17 protein-coding genes are annotated in these 17,711 nt (G+C 38.1%); 2 read left to right on the top strand and 15 right to left on the bottom strand.

Translation table 11 applies throughout. The annotated features are described in order from the left end of the window. Positions 1–95: 95 nt before the first annotated feature. The 15 genes from moaCB to OMO38_RS00120 form a co-directional block, all read right to left on the bottom strand. Positions 96–1,004, bottom strand: a complete 909-nt coding sequence (moaCB, locus tag OMO38_RS00190; RefSeq protein WP_264748231.1) for a bifunctional molybdenum cofactor biosynthesis protein MoaC/MoaB — start codon at positions 1,002–1,004, stop codon at positions 96–98. 1 nt (position 1,005) lies between these two features. Further along, a complete protein-coding gene (locus OMO38_RS00185) occupies positions 1,006–1,446 on the bottom strand; it encodes a molybdenum cofactor biosynthesis protein MoaE (protein WP_264748230.1) in 441 nt (146 codons plus the stop codon). Further along, positions 1,430–2,551 (bottom strand): HesA/MoeB/ThiF family protein, encoded by a 1,122-nt coding sequence (locus OMO38_RS00180; protein ID WP_264748229.1) that lies wholly within the window; start codon positions 2,549–2,551, stop codon positions 1,430–1,432. The genes OMO38_RS00185 and OMO38_RS00180 overlap by 17 nt, the downstream gene beginning before the upstream one ends. Position 2,552: 1 nt before the next feature. Further along, complete coding sequence (locus tag OMO38_RS00175) at positions 2,553–2,780, bottom strand: MoaD/ThiS family protein (protein WP_264748228.1); 228 nt, start codon at positions 2,778–2,780, stop codon at positions 2,553–2,555. Positions 2,781–2,782: 2 nt separating this feature from the next. After that, complete coding sequence (locus tag OMO38_RS00170) at positions 2,783–3,280, bottom strand: molybdopterin-binding protein (protein WP_264748227.1); 498 nt, start codon at positions 3,278–3,280, stop codon at positions 2,783–2,785. A 2-nt stretch (positions 3,281–3,282) separates the two neighbouring features. Continuing rightward, complete coding sequence (locus OMO38_RS00165) at positions 3,283–4,017, bottom strand: sulfite exporter TauE/SafE family protein (protein ID WP_264748226.1); 735 nt, start codon at positions 4,015–4,017, stop codon at positions 3,283–3,285. 34 nt (positions 4,018–4,051) lie between these two features. Beyond that, a complete protein-coding gene (locus OMO38_RS00160; protein WP_264748225.1) occupies positions 4,052–5,236 on the bottom strand; it encodes a molybdopterin molybdotransferase MoeA in 1,185 nt (394 codons plus the stop codon). After that, entirely contained in the window at positions 5,233–5,814 is a 582-nt protein-coding gene (locus OMO38_RS00155; RefSeq protein ID WP_264748224.1) for a nucleotidyltransferase family protein, read from the bottom strand. Before OMO38_RS00155 ends, OMO38_RS00160 begins: the two co-directional genes overlap by 4 nt. After that, positions 5,814–6,794, bottom strand: coding sequence for a GTP 3',8-cyclase MoaA (gene moaA / locus OMO38_RS00150; protein WP_264748223.1), 981 nt, complete (start codon positions 6,792–6,794; stop codon positions 5,814–5,816). The genes OMO38_RS00155 and moaA overlap by 1 nt, the downstream gene beginning before the upstream one ends. A gap of 3 nt (positions 6,795–6,797) precedes the next feature. After that, positions 6,798–7,919: an XdhC family protein gene (locus OMO38_RS00145; protein WP_264748222.1), complete on the bottom strand. Its 1,122-nt coding sequence runs from the start codon at positions 7,917–7,919 to the stop codon at positions 6,798–6,800. A 48-nt stretch (positions 7,920–7,967) separates the two neighbouring features. After that, positions 7,968–10,124: a xanthine dehydrogenase family protein molybdopterin-binding subunit gene (locus tag OMO38_RS00140; protein WP_264748221.1), complete on the bottom strand. Its 2,157-nt coding sequence runs from the start codon at positions 10,122–10,124 to the stop codon at positions 7,968–7,970. Positions 10,125–10,135: 11 nt separating this feature from the next. Then, on the bottom strand, positions 10,136–10,765 hold the full coding sequence (locus OMO38_RS00135) for a cytochrome c (RefSeq protein WP_264748220.1): 630 nt from the start codon (positions 10,763–10,765) through the stop codon (positions 10,136–10,138). Positions 10,766–10,824: 59 nt separating this feature from the next. Beyond that, the gene (locus OMO38_RS00130) at positions 10,825–11,298 is read right to left on the bottom strand and encodes a (2Fe-2S)-binding protein (protein WP_264748219.1); all 474 of its coding nucleotides are present in this window, start codon (positions 11,296–11,298) and stop codon (positions 10,825–10,827) included. A 545-nt stretch (positions 11,299–11,843) separates the two neighbouring features. Further along, the gene (locus OMO38_RS00125; protein ID WP_264748218.1) at positions 11,844–13,052 is read right to left on the bottom strand and encodes a GAF domain-containing sensor histidine kinase; all 1,209 of its coding nucleotides are present in this window, start codon (positions 13,050–13,052) and stop codon (positions 11,844–11,846) included. Between the two features lie 322 nt (positions 13,053–13,374). Continuing rightward, positions 13,375–13,833 carry a hypothetical protein gene (locus tag OMO38_RS00120; RefSeq protein WP_264748217.1) on the bottom strand — a complete coding sequence of 153 codons (459 nt, stop codon included), beginning with the start codon at positions 13,831–13,833 and terminating at the stop codon, positions 13,375–13,377. A 360-nt stretch (positions 13,834–14,193) separates the two neighbouring features. On the opposite strand from OMO38_RS00120, the gene OMO38_RS00115 reads away from it, so the two are divergent. Both OMO38_RS00115 and OMO38_RS00110 read left to right on the top strand, forming a co-directional pair. Next, complete coding sequence (locus tag OMO38_RS00115) at positions 14,194–16,527, top strand: mechanosensitive ion channel family protein (RefSeq protein WP_264748216.1); 2,334 nt, start codon at positions 14,194–14,196, stop codon at positions 16,525–16,527. 133 nt (positions 16,528–16,660) lie between these two features. After that, the gene (locus tag OMO38_RS00110; RefSeq protein ID WP_264748215.1) at positions 16,661–17,680 is read left to right on the top strand and encodes a phosphotransferase; all 1,020 of its coding nucleotides are present in this window, start codon (positions 16,661–16,663) and stop codon (positions 17,678–17,680) included. Positions 17,681–17,711 lie beyond the last annotated feature (31 nt).

Below are 17,711 nucleotides of genomic sequence, written 5' to 3'. Positions count from 1 at the left end.
ACCGTTATGTCTGCATAACGGCTCATGTGGTAGTATTAAAGCTAATTTATAATCGATGTACTTAAGACCGAATTTAAATTAAAATTAAATGAGATTTAATGAATCTGATTATCATTCAACTGAAAAACATGAAGAACCTGTGGGAAAAGTGCTTCCAAAGATTCTTCAACCGCTTTCTTGGAGCCTGGTAATGTGAGAACAAGTGTTTGTCCTGAAAATCCTGCAACACCTCTGGAAAGCATTGCTGTTTTAATTCTCTGCTGACCATAATTTCTCGCAGTTTCCATAATTCCGGGAATGTCGCGGTCGATTAATGGAGCAACTGCCTCAGGAGTGACATCTCTGGCTGATAGTCCTGTTCCGCCAGTGAAAATGACTAAATCAAAATTATCTTCTTTACAATTAATCAAAGTGGATTGGATGGTATTAAAATCATCTTCAATAATCTGATAGTTGACATCTGTGATTTGATATTTTTCTAATCCTGCACAAATTGCTTTTCCTGAAGTATCTTCTTTCTCGTCGCGGAATGCCGAATCTGAACAAACGATCACAGCCGCTTTTATTTCTGAATTTATAAATTTATTGCTGTCAGATTTACCGCCCTTTTTTTTCAACAGACGGATGTTCTGAATTTCTACGTGTTTGTCAATCGGTTTCAGCATATCGTACATCACCAGTGCGGCCACTGATGCGCCGTGCATCGCCTCCACTTCTACTCCGGTTTTATAAATGGTATGTACTTCCACCGAAATAATCACCGACAAATCTTCTATTTTAAAAGTAACCGATGTAAATTCAACGGGCAGCGGATGACAATCCGGAATGACATCGCTCGTTTTTTTAACCGCAAACAATGCAGAAGCCCGTGAAAATTCAAAAATATCCCCTTTCGGAACGGTGCGGTTTTCTATTGCCGAAATGGTTTCTGCTGAAGAAGTTTTGACTGTTGCTGTCGCAATCGCCTTCCGCAGCGTGAATGATTTATGTGTAATATCAACCATATTATTTATTTACTTTCCACTGGTGGGATTCGTCGTTAAAAATTTCTCTGCCCCAAATCTGAAGCTCCGATTTGATACGTTCTACTAGTTCATTACAGGCTTCCATTGCTGCAATTCTGTGCTTTGAAGATGTAAAAACAAAAAGACAGATTTCTCCTGCACTGACGGTTCCCAAACTGTGATGAATGTGCATGCAGGTCAGATTATATTTCAAAAAAATATCTTCTCTGATTTCGTGCATTTTCTCCAAGACCATTTCCTCGTAGGCTGTATATTCAATTGCTGCTACAGTTTTGCCGTCGACCACATCTTCTCTGATCTGACCCAGAAAAATACTGTGCGCCCCAATGTCTTTTTTCGTCGCATGTTTCGCAATGCTTTCAGAAATGAAAACCGGACTGATCGCTCCTTCTGTAAATATATTTTTAATTGCTCTGCTCATTTTTTCTTTCCTGTAATGATGTAATTCCACCTTTAAGATGGCTTATTTTTTTCTGATTTCCGAAATGTTCCAGTAAAATCCCGGCTGCTTTCAGACTTCTTTTTCCGCTTTGACAGAATAACAGAATGTTGTCTTTCTCCAATTCCGATACTCTGCTTTTTAATTCAGAAAGAGGAATCTGAATATGTTTAAAATCTGCTTTCGGCAGTTCATCAATTTCCCTTACATCGATGGTCAGTGTGTTTTCATTGAAGGTTTGTTGAATAAAATCTTCAGAACTTAAATCTTCAATATTCATTTCAAAAACACCGCAAAGAAAATTATGATTTGTTTCTTCAAAAGCTTTTCTATTCTCAGGAATCAAATTTACGGCTGAAATTTCATTTGAAATATCCATAATGAAAGTTTCATAACTGAGCATATTAAAAGTCAATAATCTGCCATCCAAAACTTCACCAACACCTGTAATTAATTTGATCACTTCGTTTGCCTGCATCATTCCGATCATTCCTGGAAGCACACCCAGAACACCGACATCATTGCAGTTCTGCACTTCATCCGGTTTGGGAGGATTTGGAAAAAGATGTCTGTAGTTGACCGTTTTATTATTTTTTAAATTTAAATTAAAAACAGCCACCTGACCTTCATATTTATAAATCGCTCCGAAAATCAAAGGCTTATCTAAAAGTACACAGGCATCATTGATCAGATACCGCGTGGCGAAATTATCGGTACAGTCGACAATAATTTCATATTCTGAAATAATATCCCAGGCATTTTCTGAAGTCAGCTCAAGCTGATAAGATTTAATGTTTATTTCGGGATTTAGAAGTTTTAATTTTAAAGAGGCGACATCAGTTTTCATTTTACCAACGTCATCGGTCGAATAAAGCGTCTGTCGCTGAAGATTGCTCAGTGAAATGCGGTCATGATCAACAATTCCTAAGATTCCAACGCCTGCAGCAGCGAGATACTGGAGAACCGGACAGCCTAAACCACCTGCACCTATGACAAGAACTTTTGCCTGCAGAAGTTTTTGCTGACCTTCGAAACCGAAGTCAGACAAAGCGTAATGCCGTGCGTATCTTTCATTGTAATTTTCCATATTAACCTCCGGAATAAGGCGGCATCAAAGCCACTACATCATTTTGATTTAAGATGATATTTTCCTGCACTAATTTTTTATTGACTGCAAAAGCAAATTTCCTGTCTGAAAGTTCGGGAAATTTTTGAATTAAATACAACTTTAACGAATCTAAATCTGCTGCTTTCACCATGAATTCTTTTCCCGTAATTTCTGCGATCTGTCCAAATGAAATGACTTTTATTTCCATAATTATTTCACCTGTTGAATTACAATTTTAGACAGATTCTTTACATATCTTCTTCCCGTTGCTTTATCGGTCGGAGTTACCAGCATGATGTTTTCTTTCAATTTAGAAGCATCAGATCCATTCAGGTCTGTCACGATGAGTGCCAGATCTCCATTTCCGCTGTTGAAAATTTCATTCCAAGAAAAGACTGCTTTATAACCGTCATCGGCGATGCAGACCAGATAAAATTCACTTAACAGTTTTGGAGAATCGGTTTTGAACTCCACTTTCGACAAAACATCTTTAAGCAGAATACCGTCTAATTTTTTCAGAGTGCTTTTGTAATCCATTTTGTGATTATAAATAGCTAAACTGTCGACCGAATGTTTCTGATAATTTTTAAGATCATTAAAACTGATTGTTATCGGCTTGGCAATATCTCCGGTTACCGAAATCGATTTGGCAGCCTGAGCATTGAGTGTCAAACTGAAAAATAAAATAAGAATTGAAAGAATCTTCATGGTTAAGCTTTTGTGAGTAATAATTTGTACGATGCCATCAGCAAAACGGTCGCCAAGACATACTTTAAAACATTCTGATTGAATTTTTTTGATCCTAAATAAGCGCCCAGTAAACCTCCCGTGAAAGCAACAATAATGTACATCATCATATCTCCGGTGAAAGAGATTCCCTGCGTAACCATTCCTCCGAGCCCTGCCACTGAATTGACGAAGATAAACGCCGCGCTGATCGCTGCGGTCTGTTTCTGATTGGTCCAGTGCAACAAAAGTAAAATCGGAGAAAGAATAATTCCTCCACCGATGCCGATCATTCCTGAGAGTAAACCTACTACTCCACCAGTTACGACTGCAATTGTCGTGTTGTGGGGTTTCAGTTCGCTGTCATCTACATTTTTAAAAAAGAAAAAGCGAATCACCGGAAATAAAAGTAATATTCCCAAGATCCGTTTGTAAATATTTTCTTCCACAGTAATCATTCCGCCTATAAATGCCAAGGGAATTGAGGCCGCAGCAATGGGAATAAAAAGTTTTCTGGAAAAATATCCGCCTCGGTAATACTGAATGAATGAAGTTAAGGAAACAAAGAGATTGAGCACCAAAGCAGTTGGTTTCATCTCCTCCGGAGCCACGCCGTACAAAGCCATGAGTGCCAGATATCCGCTCGCACCACCGTGACCGACTGCGGCGTACAAAAAGGCAACAAAAAAAAGAATGACATAAAATATTTCTACAGACATAGGCAATGCGTTAGGATTTCTATTTTTTTTTAAATTATTTTGGTAAAAGATGCACCGTAACCTCGTCATTTTCTTTGCATCCCAATGACTCTTCAGACAACACAATAAAACAGTTGGCCTGTGCGAAAGAATGCAGGCGGAAAGATTCCTGAGCATGAAGAGTCGTTACTTTTCCATTACTGTAAAATGCTTTCAGGAAATGCGTCAACCCTGCAGGTTTAGGGTAATGATGAGTTACGTTTGCTTTAATCTCGGTAACACCTGACGGCAGTCCCATCAATTTTTCGAGTGCCGGTAAAACATATTCGTAAAAACAGGTTAACGATGAAGATGGATTTCCGGGTAACCCGAAAACCAATTTGTCTTCTTTTGTTCCGAAGAAAAGTGGTTTGCCGGGTTTCTGTCTGATTTTATGAAACTTTTCTTCTACACCACAGGTATTGGCAACCTCAGTGACAAAATCATAATCTCCCACACTTACGCCGCCGTTCAGCAAAACAACATCACTGTTTTCGATTGCGCTTTCAAGTACTTTGTGCAGTTCCTTAGGATCGTCCTCAGCTCTATAGACTTCAATGTTTTTAATTCCAGTTTGATTTAAAACTGCTTTCAACTGAAAAGAATTGGCTTCGTAGACATGACCGAATTCCAATGGATTTCCGGGATCCTGAAGTTCGTTTCCGGTAAGAATAATGGCCACTTTTGGAGGTGTATAAACCGAAGTCTCTGCACAACCGATACCGGCAAGAAATCCGATGGCAGCTGCAGAAAGATAGGTTCCTTCTGTCATGGCGACCTCACCTTTCTTTACTTCGGCACCTTTTGGACGGACGTTGAGTCCTTCAGATAAATTTTCATCTTCGATAATCAGCATTTCATTTTCCAAACGGATTTTTTCCTGCATCACCACGGTATCTGCATTTTCAGGCAGAGGCGCTCCGGTAAAAATTCTGGTAGCTTCGTTCGTACTTATTGACAATTGTTTTGATGCTCCTGCAGCCATTTCACCAATAACGGAAAGTGCCTGATCTTCTTCTGAAAATTTAAAGGCATAACCATCCATCGACGATTGTGCAAAATTGGGAATGTCGGTTGAAGCAATTATATCTTCGGAAGTCACCAATCCAAAAGCTTCTGAAAGCGGAATAATACTGCTTTTTTTCTTTAATGCAGACTGCAGGATGATTTGTTTGGCTTCGTTGACGGAAATCATTTTCATTGAATCAGTTGTTGGTAATCGTTTTGGGTATCGATGTCGATAGCGCCTTTTTCGAAATTGATTTCAGCGATATCGTCTTTAAATTTCTGGAGAAGTTTTTTCGCACCTTCCTTTCCGGAAAGTTTTGAAAGATCTGTAAAGTATTTTTTAGTAAATAAAACCGGAGTTCCCAGAGTGTCAGCATATTTTGAAGCAACAATTCCTTTTTGAGAATCTTGCTGCATCTGAATTAATTCAGAAAAAACCGATGCTTCGATAAAAGGCTGATCGCAAACGGAAATAATACATTTTTCAATGGCTGAAAATGAATTTAAAAGCTGATTAAATCCGATGTGGATTGAAGAGCCCATACCTTCGTGCCAGGTTTTGTTTTCTGTAACGATAAGTTCAAGGTCATCAATTTCTTTTGAAATTTCAATTGAATTTGATCCTGTAACGACCACAACAGATTTTGTTATTTTGAGTGATTCTTCAGCAACATGTCGCAGTAGGCTTTTTCCTTTAAAATCCAACAACTGTTTTGGCTCGCCAAGTCGTGAGGAGTTTCCTGCCGCTAAAATGAGTATTCCTGTTTCCATTAACCACCGATTGTAATCATACTTCTGTTTTCTAATTTTGATGCATCGATATTTTCGAATACACCGCTGAACTGTCCGCCCAAAGCCTTAGCCTTAGCTTTCATGGTGTGCTCAATTAACGGTAAAATGTCCTGACCATTTCGTAACGCTCCCAGTAAATCGGTTTCATCCTTACTGAAAAGGCAGTTTTTTAATTTTCCATCGGCTGTCAGCCTCATCCGGTTGCAGGTATCACAAAAAGGCTGGCTCATTGTGCTGATTACGGCGAATGATCCAGTATGACCATCAATGATATATCGGCTCGAGGTATCATTGGGTTCAGGTTCAACCGGAATGACATCATATTTCGAACTTACTTTAACTAAAATTTCATGCAGCGTAAACACCTGATTGCTCGTCCACTGATTTCCGCTGAAAGGCATAAACTCAATGAACCGAACTTCGATATTATTGTGTTTCGTCAAAGCAATGAAATCAAGAATTTCATCATCATTTAAACCTTTCATGATGACAACATTGATTTTTATCCGAATGTTGTGCTTCAGGAGTAAATTGATATTGTTTCTGACACGGTGAAACAGATCGCGTCTTGTAACTTTTAAAAATTTTTCAGGCTGTAAAGTATCGAGGCTGATGTTGATGGTTTTGATATTGGCTTCCAACAATTCGTTTAACATCTCATCGACACGAATTCCGTTGGTTGTAATCGCGAGCTCAATATCTAATTTGCCTAACGATTTTAAGATTTTGGGAGCGTCTTTTCTAACCAAAGGTTCGCCACCCGTGAGTCTGATTTTCTTCACTCCATGTTCTACGAAAAGTTGAGCAATCGTTTCAATTTCATCCACCTGCATCAGTTTTGCGGCGGGAGCAAAGGCATATTTTTCTTCCGGCATGCAGTAAAAACAACGCAGGTTGCAATTATCCGTAAGGGAAATCCTCAGATAATCATGCACTCTTCCGAAAGTATCTGTAATCATGTTTTATGTATGTTTTGCCGCTGGCTGGCCGTGAATTTTATCAATTTTATAGCGAAGAGAAGTCCCTTTCCTGTCCTCAATCACTGCTTTAATTTCTGAAATAACAGACAAAGCAATTTCTTCCGACGTTTCTGCACCAATATCCAGACCAATCGGACCGTAGATGCGCTGGTAATCTTCGTCCGTCAGAATATTTCCATCCGCATGAAGGTCATCAAACATTCTCTGCAGTTTCGTTTTTGGTCCCAATATTCCAATGTACGGACAGTTTGTTTTTAAAACCAGCTTTAAAACTTCAAGGTCATATTTATAATTGTGAGTCATCAGAACAAAATAAGTTCTGTTATCGATGACGATATTTTCTATTAATTCGTCAGGTTTTACAACCAAAACATTTTTCGCTTCTGGAAAACGCTTTTGAGTAGCATGAGTCACTCTTCCCTCTCCCACAGTCACCTCCCAGCCCAAAATAGCAGCCATCTTAACCACAGGCTGAACGTCATTTCCGGCGCCGGCAATCACCAGCGAAACGGGTGGAGCAATATATTGAAACAATATGCTCTGCTCTTCGTTTTCGACCTGAATATTTATGATTTGTGAAGATTTATTTTTTAAAGTATTTAAACTTTCATCCCCCAAAGAATAATGGTCATCAAAAAAACTTTGGTTTTCCTGATACACATTGACCGTTCCGATTTGTTTTGCGTTTCTTTCCAAAGAAAACAATGTTGCAATGACTGATTCGGTGCGGTTTTCTTCAACTTTTTTCAGTAACTCCAATGGATTATGAGGATGATCAGAATCAATATATTCAAATAAAATATGCACAATTCCGTTGCAGCCGAGCTGCACGCTGAACTCCAGAACACTTTCATCACTCGTATCGTAAGTGATCAGTTTATTTTGCTTCTGATTGATGGCAAGCAAAGCCTTTCTCAATGCATCACCCTCCAGACATCCTCCGCTGATGGCACCGGTCAGTATTCCATCTTCAGTCACCAGCATTCTGGCGCCCGGCTGTCTGTAGGAAGATCCTTCCACTTTCACAACTGTTGCCAGTGCTGTTTTTTTTCCTGCAGCGTATGCCGTGTTGTAGGATGCTATAATATTACCGATTTCTGTCATTAGAATTAAATCAAACAGTTGTTATATCAAGTTTAAATAATGATCCGTTTAAACTTTATTTAAATCAAATGGCAATTTACGAATTCTTTTTCCGGTAAGATCAAAGATTGCGTTGGTTAATGCAGGAGCCAAAGGCGGTAATCCCGGTTCACCCACTCCGCCTGCATCTTCATCATTATCAATCACGAAAACTTCAATGGGCGGAATATCATTAATTCTTGGCATTGGGTAAGCATAAAAATTCTTCTGTTCGGTTTTTCCGTCTTTGAAAGTAATTTCATGAAATGCTGCCGCACCCAATCCCATTACAACAGAACCTTCCACTTGGGCTTTAATAATATCCGGATTGACATACCAACCGCAATCTATTACCGCCCAGACTTTATCTATTTTTACACCGCCGTCGGGTTTTTTGGAAACTTTTACGACATGTCCCACCGTAGATGCGAAGCATTCTGTAATGGCAACGCCAAAACCTTCATTCTTTTTACGTTTCCTCCAGCCGGAAACTTCTTCCAGTTTATCAATAAGTTTATGCGTACGTTCATCTAAATATTCTCTTCTGAATGCCAACGGATCTTTTCCTGCTTCATGCGATAATTCATCCAAAAAGCTTTCATAGGCAAAGCCATTGGTTGATGCATATACAGACCGCCACCACATGCTTGGAATTGGAATTTCAAAAGGTACTTCTGCAAAACTTACATTTTTAATATTCTCAAAATACGGCTCAAGAAAACCCTCGCTGGTGCTTCGGTTTGCCTGCGTTTTTGCAGATTCTTCGCGCCAGTGATCATTATTCTGCCCTGACATTCTGAACTTTAACGCTTCTATTTTTCCGTTTATTAATACGCCTTCACATCTGTAAGTAATACCGGGACGGTAAGGTCCCTGTGTAGAATCATCTTCTCTGGTCCACACGACCTGCACCGGCGCGTTGATCTCTTTTGAAATAACGGCTGCCTCGTGGGGATAATCCATAAAAGCTTTTCTGCCGAAACCGCCTCCCAAAAAGGTCATGTTTACAATTACATTTTCCCGTTTCAGTCCGAGTTCTTCACTCAGTGCATCCTGCACCCAATCGGGTGCCTGAATCGGTCCCCAGATTTCTACCTTATCTCCCTGATGATGTGCGATACAGTTGAGAGGCTCCATTGCATAATGTGACTGATAAGGAGTTTGGTACATCACGTCAATTTTCTTTCCGGCAGTTGCCAAAATTTTGTCCGGATCACCCTGTTTTTTGTAAGATAAACCTTCTTTGGTCCGTACATTTTCTTCCTGTCTTTTATAAATATCAGCAGTATTGATGTGCTCAAATCCTGTGTCATCCCAAACTACCTTTAATGCTTTTTTGCCCTGTAATGCAGCATACGTATTGTCAGCAACAACTGCTACTCCTTCACGATACGTTTTAAATACAAGCATTTTAATCTTAAAAACTTTTTTAACACCGGGAACTTTCAGCGCTTCTGTAGCATCGAAGCTTTTAACTTTACCTCTGAGTCTTGGATTTCTTTCCACCGCTGCATACAGCATTCCCGGAATTTTTTTATCCAGACCGAAAGTTACACTTCCATTGGTTTTAGATTTTGTGTCGATACGTCTTGAAGGCTTACCAATCACTTTGTAATCTGAACGTTTTTTAAGTTTTACATCTTTAGGAACGGGCATCTTAGATGCTGCCAAAACCAACTCTCCGTAATGTGCTTTTTTGCCTGACGGACGGTGAATCACGTGCCCGTTTTCTGCGTAGCAATCACTGTGATCTGCAGACCATTTTACCGCTGCCGCTGCGATCAACATTTCGCGGGCAGTTGCCGTTATTTTCAGGAAATTTTTATAATTGGAGCGGATGGTAGAACTACCTCCTGTAACCTGATTACCGTATTTTTTATCACCTTTTCCGAAGATCACATGGATGTCATTTAAATTGACCTCCAGTTCTTCTGCAAGAATCTGCGGAACACTGTGAAAAGAACCCTGCCCCATTTCTGCACGGTGATCAACAAAAGTGATTTTACCGTTGGTATCGATAATGACCCAGGCATTGAGCTCAACCGACTGAATTGCAGCTTCAATCTCTTCATCCGTCAAAATATGTGTTTTTGAATCAGCCGCAAACAGACCGAGGCATAAACCTATACCACCCAAACTGGCAATTTTCAGAAAACTTTTTCTTGATATTTCTTTATCTAATGACATATCGATTTAATTTAATTAGGTTGAGGTGCGTAAGCTCCGGTTTCAAGCCATGTAATCCAGGCTTTTTTAAATTCTGCATGACTCATTGGCGGCAGTTTCAGACCTTCTGCTGGTTTCCATCCTGCGAGTACAAGACCATCATCGGCATGCTCAATGAGTTTTTTTATATCCTTGTTGCCATTCTGTTTAGGATCAATCAGTTGTTTTGCAAGCTGGTGGGCGGTTCTGCCCTGAAACACCATCTTCATATTGGCAGGTGGCAGATGCCAGTTAGGATTTCCCGGTGGCGTGTGAGGTCCGGGAGTATTTTCCGGCTGATGACAGTTGGTACACTTCATCGCATAAAGTCCTTTTCCGTCAACACCACGTTTGGGCTGCATGGTATGGATATGGCTGTCGTCTCCCTGCAGTGGAATATCGCCACTCGGATGACAGTTCATACACCGCGGACTCATCAATACAGCATACACTTTTTCGAATGCTTTTACAGATGCTACGCTGTCTTTTTTAGCAGAAAATATCTTCTTTTCTACTTGCGATGTTGCAATAGGCCTATGCACTCTCTGCGAGGTATAAGCATAGATCCCAACAGAACAGAGAAGGACCACTAAGATTACTGCAGGTATTTTATTTTTTAACATATTCATCTTTCTATGTATTTTTCTTCGCTGTGAAACTCGATTAATCAAAAAGTCTTTTACTATTTTCCTTTCTCACGTTGAAGTTCGGCGGCGATTTTAATTGCATGACGTATCCTTGGATAAGTTCCGCAACGGCAAATATTTCCTGACATTGCATTATCGATATCTACATCAGTTGGATTCGGATTTTCTCTCAACAAAACTACTGCTGACATAATCTGACCGGAATGACAGTAACCACACTGAGGAACATCGATTTCCTGCCATGCCTTTTGCACAGGATGATCGTTATTTTCAGACAGTCCTTCTATTGTGGTGATGCTCTTCCCTTCTGCCCGCTTGACCTTCGTCACACAGGACCGCACCGCTTCGCCATCTAAGTGAATCACACAAGCGCCACACTGTGCTACTCCACATCCGAATTTTGTACCTGTAAGGCCAGCGAGATCCCGAATTGCCCAAAGAAGCGGCATGTTTTCGTCGGCATCTACCGTATAATCTTTTTTATTAATTTTTAGTGTAGTTATGGCCATTTTATGTATTTTTAGAATGAATTATGAAACTGATCTTTAAAAAGAATCACAGTCTGTACAAATCTCGTGAAACATTATCAGGGATTACTTATACAGATTACTGATTGAATTACCAATATTACTGATTAATCGAAGTTATTGAATTACTGTCAACTTTGCTTTGACAAATACCGTCTTAAGCCTTCTTAAAAATTAATCATGCAACATCATTTTTCATGCCGACTTAATACCATTTAAAAAAAATTCCACCTCTTATTTTCTGAGTTTTATATGGCAAACTTTTTTATTGAAATATTACTTTTAATATTTGTTTGCGTAAAACTGAAATGAGTGTCACATTTCACAAATTTTGATTGCAAAATTTTAGATGCAGAATAACTTACAGAACAATTCAACAAACTCATCTTTTTGCTTTTATAAAAGTAAAATTCAACTTTTTTAAGTCTATGGTATTTTACCAGACAAAGAAGAATTACTTCCGTTATTAAAATTTAAGGAAGATGTTTATTGAAAATCTACATTATGGATTTAATTAGATCAAGAATTTAATCGTTGGATATAGTAACCTGAGGCTTAAACCGGAATGTGAAGCAGGTTTCCTCATCACTTGAAGCAACAAGAATAGCACCTCCATGAGAATCAGCAATTTCATTTGCGATGTAAAGACCTAATCCCAAACCTTCCTGTCCATGATGAATCTTTCCTCTGGAAAATGGTTTAAAAAGATGTTTCTGAGTCTCTTCCGTGATTTTTTTACCTTTATTGATAACACAGAGTTCAAATACATCCAGCCCCGTTTTGGCTGTCACTTTCACGGGAGTCGTTTTCTCTCCATGAGTAATTGCATTTCCCAGAAGATTTGAAAACAACTGAGCAATCCGTCTGTAATCTGCCGCGACCTCATTTTCTAACTTGAAATCTGTCACTATTTCTGTTTCGGGATAAGCTATTCTAAGCTCAGTAACCACCTGATTCAATGCAGATTCTAAACTTTCAATATTGTTATAGTTCAGCTGAATTCCCTCTCCCAGTTTACCCCGTGCAAAATCCAGAATATTTTCGATTAAGCCCATCGCGCGCGTAGTTGAATTCCGAATGACCATTGCCAGTTTTGTATTTCTTTCATCTAATGGGCTCCGCAATAAAAGCTGAGCTGCATTAGAAATTGCACTTACGGGATTGCGGAGATCATGACCGAGTATAGCAATAAACTGTTCTCTAATTTCTGAGTTCTTTTGTTCTTCAAGCAACTTGACCTGCGTCTCACTCAGACTTTTCAGCGAATCCAAATGGAATGAAATCAATTCTCCGAAAAGCTTGAACATATTGATTGTTTTTTCATTGTTCACCAGTGCAGGTTTGGGATCAATGGCACAGAGCGTTCCAAAGAAATTACCGTTGCTTAAAAAGATAGGAATGGAAATGTAACTTTGTAAACCATATAATTTAGGAGTATGGTGGTTGTAATAGATAGGATCTTCATCCACATGGTCAATTGCAATGATTTTATTTAACTGAAATACTTCCTGGCAGAGAGTCGTTTCAAGTTTCAGCTCACCGCCGGCTGTGAGTCCAAATTTTATTTTATCATTAACTACACAGGCTACCCAGCGATCTTCAGTAACTCTCGCGACCGTTGCAAACCCCATTCCTGTAGTACTGCAAATCACCTCCAGTATATTAGCTATGGCAGGAATTTTATTAAGTTCCTGAATATCTTTTTCAAAATCAGTCGAGACCAATTGGTTACTCATATATTAAATCGTCGTTATTGATTGTCGTTGCGGTAAGTTGCCTTATCTAAAATACTGAAAGGTAAAGTTAATAATTATCATAAACTGAAAGCAAAAAATCTAATAAAAATAGTTTTCAGTAGATAAAATACCGGAAATCGGGTAATTCTAAAATGTAACGATTAAATATTTACAAAATCCATGGGACTGCTCATCATTAAAACTTTAAGTCTGATACAATGGGTGTTCAATCAAAGGTAGCGAGATGACACAATATCTCTATTCAAATTTTGTGACTTTAGATTAGAAATTATGCGAAAACCTGGTCGTCTAAACTGATTTCTTAATCCGTTTTCTTAGAAATAATAAAATAACTGATATCATTGGAATAACTGGAAATTGTACGAACTGAATGAGTAGAATTCTCGTACAGTCTTACGGTATTATCTCCATTGGGTTCTGATGAAATCAATTCAAATTTATTGGCTAAAAGAGCTTTTTTGTGCTCATTATACAATGCTTTTGTTTTTACGGCGATGGTCACTTCAACACCTTGTGCAGGATCGTTCTTATACGTAAAATAATTCTCAGCATTTCCTGAACTGTCGGGATGAAAACCAAAAGTCGATTCATAGTTATCTTTATTGTAATCTAAAAACTCCCAGCCGTTTGCTGACAATACTTTTTTAGCATAGTCTAAATCTTTTTTCTGGATTTCAATCAACTGATTTAATGATAAATCCTGAGCATAAATTGCAAAGCTGCTTAACAAAATGAGTAATAAAAATAGTTTCTGTTTCATGGTAATTCTGTTTTTTAATTTTCTGCAAGTTGTTTTGTTGTACGATGGAAAAGTTTTTTTCAATAAACTTTTAGACATTAATTCTTATACATTTTCTGCTGATTGTATTTTTGAGTTAGTTCAAAGATAGATTTTCGGAGAGTCAAAAGAAATACCACTTTGGGGTGATTTTTAAACGGAAAATTTTCTAGGCATTTAATATTCAGAAAAAAAGAAGATACTGCTGCCAATCATCTTTTCATTTAAAATAAAACACAAACTAAGAAGATCAGATTTTCAGTCGCCCGTCAGGTTTAAAATAAAAGAAACCTCTACCTTTGGCATAATTTCCATTGAACGATAATACCTTCTTATAAATTTATGATTTCAAAAATAAAATTACTCAGCCTTTTGGTATTATTTATTTTTCAATTATTACCAGCTCAAAAAAAGACTGATGCAAAAGTGGTAACTGATACTCTTACCGATCTGCAGACCCCGATATTGGTTAATAAGATCGAAAACTACAAACTTTTAATCAACCGAAACAGCTTTCTTTTAAAGAAAAATTACGATTTAAAAAGTATTAAAAAAGAGTTTCCTCCACTGGAAAAAGGTATTTCAGGATTCAAAAATAAATTCGACTCCCTGCGGAATAATATGAACATCAGAACTTTGAACAGTTCGATTATTCTTTTGAATGAGGCGATAGAAAAATTAGACGCGTATGAAATTGAATTAACAGAATATCAAAAAAAACTGAATGCAAGCAATGCACAGATTAATAAAATTTTAGTTGATAAAGATTTAAATGTCAGTATTAATGATGCGGTTTTAAAAGGACAGGTTGACGAACTTAAAAGCGAGGCTAAAAACTTAAAATACCAGCAGAATAAAATATTATCAAGCGTCAATTTATGGAGCAGCAAAGTTTCTATCAATAATTATCAGACTCAGGATTTAATTTCTGATATGACTTACATGGGAATCGCCAAAAAAATGGATATGTTTTCCGCCGAGGAATCAGGTCTTTTCACTTTAAAAGCAGGCTCATATAAAAACAGTCTCTATTCCGCTGTTATTAAAGCGTTAACAACTTCATTTAAAATCGTCACCATTTATCTCAAGAGCAGAACAGGGATTATTCTCTTTAACTTTTTTATTTTCATCGGGCTCAGCATTTGGCTTGCTTATAATCTCAGACGCATAAAAAATCAGGATGACAGTGTTGCTATCTTAAGTCTAAGTAATATAATTGGCAGAAGCATCTGGCTGTCTTCTATTTTCTGCTTCCTCACTTACATGCCTCTGTCTTTCGGAAATCCTCCCATGTCATTTTTGCATCTCTGTGAGTTTGCAAGAATAATCGTTTTGTATTTCCTAATTGCCCCATTTATCAATCAACCTTTTAAACTGGTCTGGACGGGTATTGTTATCATCTGGACAGGATATGCGATTGATGATCTCCTGCTCGAGTCAGCGTATGGTGAACGTTGGGCTTTACTGTTGATGGGTCTGGTGATGGTCGTTATCTGCGGGTACCTTTTGAAATCCAGAGAGAAATACTTTAAGATCTTAGAAGAGTCGCCGGTAGCCAAAGCATTACTTATTTTTGTGCTTTTTCAGTTCCTCCTGTCTATTCTCTGCAATATAACCGGTCACCTCACGCTTGCAAAAACATTTGGAATTACTGCGGTACAGTGTTTAGTATACGGTGTTGCCTTAAAGATTTTCTGTAGAATTGTTATTGAAGCTATTTATTTACAGACAGAAACCTTTCAGTCGAGTAGAATTTCGGAATACATTAATTTTAAAGAAATCCAGCACCGCATCCAGCGTAATTTATGGATTCTTGCGTGTCTGGCATTCTTTGTTGCTTTTGTAAGAAGCTTAGGTTATTATGATCTGCTGATGAAAATTTCAACCTCTTTCCTGTATGAACAGCGAGCTATTGGCAGTTACAAATTCACCCTTGCCAGTGTATTTATCTTTTTTATTATCCTTTGGATCTCTTCAATTATCTCCGGTTTTATCAATTTCTTTTTTGGATATAACAAAACGGTAGCCGGAGGTAAACGGAACGGTCTAAATTCAATGATGCTGTTGGTGAGACTAGCCATTTATTCGGTAGGATTTCTCATTGCCATCGCTGCAGCAGGAATTCCTTTGGACCGGGTCTCAATAATGTTGGGAGCTTTAGGAGTCGGTATTGGTTTTGGCTTGCAGAATATTATCAACAACTTAGTTTCGGGTGTTATCATTGCTTTTGAAAGGCCGATACAAATCGGAGATCAGATTGAAATCGGAACGAAAGCCGGCTTTGTGAAAGAAATTGGTATTCGCTCCAGCAAAATTCACAGTGCAGATGGCGCAGATATTATTGTACCCAACGGAGATTTGCTGTCTCAACATCTGATCAACTGGACGATGCAGGACAGACGTAAGCGTATTGAATTTATCATAGGCGTACCTTACGATTCCGATTTAGATATAGCAAGAAGCGTCATTGCGGAAGAGTTATCAACGAATCAGAATATTTCCACTATTTCTTCCCCTACGATCAATGTCAATGACTTCGGTGAAAACTCTGTCCGTCTTAAAATTCATATCTGGGTAGATGATTTATCATTAGCTTTAGAAGCCCGGACAACAGCAATGATCGGTACTCAGAAAGCGTTAGCGCGAGTGGGTATTTTAATGACGACCGCCATATAAATCCGAAATCAGTCCCCGAAACTGGAAATTTTTAAGAATTGACTTTTGAATATTATAGGCGTTATCATAACATGAAACTCAAAAAATAACTTAGAAAGAAATTTTTAGATTTACAAAAGAAATCAATCAGACAATGACAACTTTCCCCGTTACCGCCTCAACATTATCACAACAAGAACTTGGTGAATTTATCCGAGAAAAATATCAATTGCATGATAATTTCGATTGCAGGCTGTTTAGAACGGGAGTTAATCACACATATTTTATCTCCGATTCCTGTACAAAATATGTTGTAAGGGTCTACTGTCATCAATGGAGAACAAAAATTGAAATTGAGCAGGAACTGAAACTTCTGCAGATGCTTAAGAAAAATAATCTTTCAGTTTCGTTTCCGCTTCCTGACAGAGATGGAAATTTTATTCAGGAAATAAACGCACCGGAAGGATTGCGGCACGTGGTGCTCTTCAGTTTCGCAGAAGGTGAAAAAATGCGGTTCATGACAAATGAAACCTGCGCCGCAATCGGTACAGTGATGGCAAAAATTCATAATCTGACTGCAGACACAAAGATCGAAAGAACTACATACAATCCTGAGATTCTTTTGAATAAAGCTTATAACCATCTCAACTTATATTTTTCTGACGATTTAAGTGAAATGGAATATCTTAAGCAAATTGGTTCTACAATATCCAAGAAATTTAATGAAAGTGATTGGTCAGAAAATCAAAAAGGAATCGTACATCTCGACATTTGGTATGATAATCTGGCGGTGAACAAAGACAACGAAATCACTGTCTTTGATTTTGATAATTGTGGAAATGGATTGCTGATTTTAGATGTTGCATATTTTTGTAAACAGCTTTTTTTCATTGAAACTGATAAAAACGAATATGAAAGTAAAGTTGAAAGTTTCCTGGACGGATATCTTACAGAAAGAAATTTATCTGAAAAAGAGCTCAACCTAATTCCGGAAGCGGGAGCATCTATTTTTGTATTTTATCTTGGCGTTCAGGCGCAGCGGTTTGATTGGTCAAATATATTTTTAACCGAAAACTATCTTAAAATGTTTGTCGGAAGAATTAAAAACTGGCTGGACTATTACAAATCAAAAGATATTACAGCAAAAAACAAATCTGATTATAAACAGATTTGACTGAATACATGAATAAAAGTCATCTCTAGCA

Origin of the sequence: Chryseobacterium kimseyorum (genome assembly GCF_025971945.1) — a bacterium.
Lineage (GTDB): Bacteria > Bacteroidota > Bacteroidia > Flavobacteriales > Weeksellaceae > Chryseobacterium > Chryseobacterium kimseyorum.
This window is presented reverse-complemented; position numbering and strand designations above follow the sequence as displayed.